We start from the raw sequence: 1,504 nt of genomic DNA on the forward strand, positions 1-1,504 counted from the left end.
GGTGGCAGCAAAGAAATCACCGGATCCCAGACCGACACCCTCTCCTTCGGTCAATTGGGCATCAGCGTCACGCTGAACTCCAACTTTACCGCAACCGCCGCTGCGGGCGTTGATAGCGGCACAGACGCTGCAACCCTTACCATCGCAGAAGAAACCGGCCAGGCAGCACAACTGACCTTCAAAATCGGCTCCGGCAACAACGCCGCACAGGATGACCTGACCTTCGATTTGACGGTCACCAAGTCAACCACTTTGGGTTCTGGCACTGGCTCAAACCTGTCTGATGTTGCAAACTTCGCGACGGCTGCGGATGCCAGCGCGGCAATTACAGTCGTGAGCGACGCAATTGACCAGCTACAAACCGCACGTTCGGCAGTTGGTGTGGGGCAAAACCGCTTGGACTTTGCAGCACAGAACTTGGCTTCGTCGATTGAAAACAACGAATCAGCACGTTCAACACTGCTTGACCTTGATGTTGCTGCCGAGATGACCCAGTTTACCTCAAAGCAGATCCTGGTTCAGTCCGGTGTCGCCATGTTGGCACAGGCCAATCAGATGCCGCAGAACCTGCTGCGTCTCCTGCAGGGATAAGAAGCGCCACAAAGCTCAAGACCGGATTTATCAAAGAAGGGCTCTCAAGAGCCCTTCTTTATTTTAAAGTCTCGACCATAGAATACTTACTCGAATCCCAGTTGCAGCGATTCGCGACTCTGGCGAATTTCAACCCCACAACTGCATCCTGAGTAGAGAACGCAGCATTCAAAAGAAAAACATAGAGCCCCAGAAATCACGTATCTATTTGTTTTTATTGATTAATTTTTTATTCATTTTTTGCTAGACATCAAACTCATACGTACGTATATTTTAGTGACAAACAAGTTAGCTCCCATGTGATCAGGAAGATCTTTTTGGGAGCAGTTCTGGCGATGTTGCCAGTCCTCGAATGACTGAACGTCATTCTGAGCTATCCAAGTAGGAGAAATACAATGGCTCTCAATATCATTTCCAACTATGCTGCCAACGTTGCCCACCGCAACCTTAGCAATTCTGACGAAATGGCGACCCGTTCGCTGTCGAAACTTCTGCACGTGACGATGCCGCCTCCATGGCCATCGGCGCCCGCCTGAATTCTGAAGTCCAGTCGCTTAAAACTGCCACGGTTAACGTTGGTCAGGCTAACGCGATGCTTCAGATTGCTGATGGCGGCATGGCAACCATCGATGACATCATGGTCCGTATGAAGACTCTGGCGGTACAGGCATCTTCTGAGAACCTCTCCGCTGTCGAACGTGGTTTTGCTTTCAGCGAATTCGATACGCTGCGCAGCGAACTCGACCGTGTCGCAGACTCAACCAAATTCAACGGCGTACAGCTTTTGGCTGGTCAGGACGTACTTGGTGTTGATCCGACCGTCTTTGCTGCTGGCGCGGCAGATATTGGCGCGGCAGACGGTTTCGTTTCCTTTGATATCGCAGCCGACGCAACGGGCGTTGCCGACACCGAC

Annotated in this window: 3 protein-coding genes; all 3 read left to right on the forward strand. The window is 51.5% G+C overall.

Annotated features, from left to right (window positions below):
* Positions 1-591 (forward strand): flagellin (locus JF44_RS19925; protein ID WP_272945639.1); only part of this gene is annotated, 591 nt, incomplete at its 5' end.
* Positions 592-986: 395 nt separating this feature from the next.
* Entirely contained in the window at positions 987-1,127 is a 141-nt protein-coding gene (locus JF44_RS20600) for a hypothetical protein (protein WP_238318409.1), read from the forward strand.
* A partial coding sequence (locus JF44_RS19760) for a flagellin (RefSeq protein ID WP_238318411.1) occupies positions 1,106-1,504 on the forward strand: 399 nt, incomplete at its 3' end. The genes JF44_RS20600 and JF44_RS19760, both read left to right, overlap by 22 nt.

This window comes from Thalassospira australica, assembly GCF_000763295.1.
In the GTDB taxonomy this organism is placed as follows: Bacteria; Pseudomonadota; Alphaproteobacteria; order Rhodospirillales; family Thalassospiraceae; genus Thalassospira; species Thalassospira australica.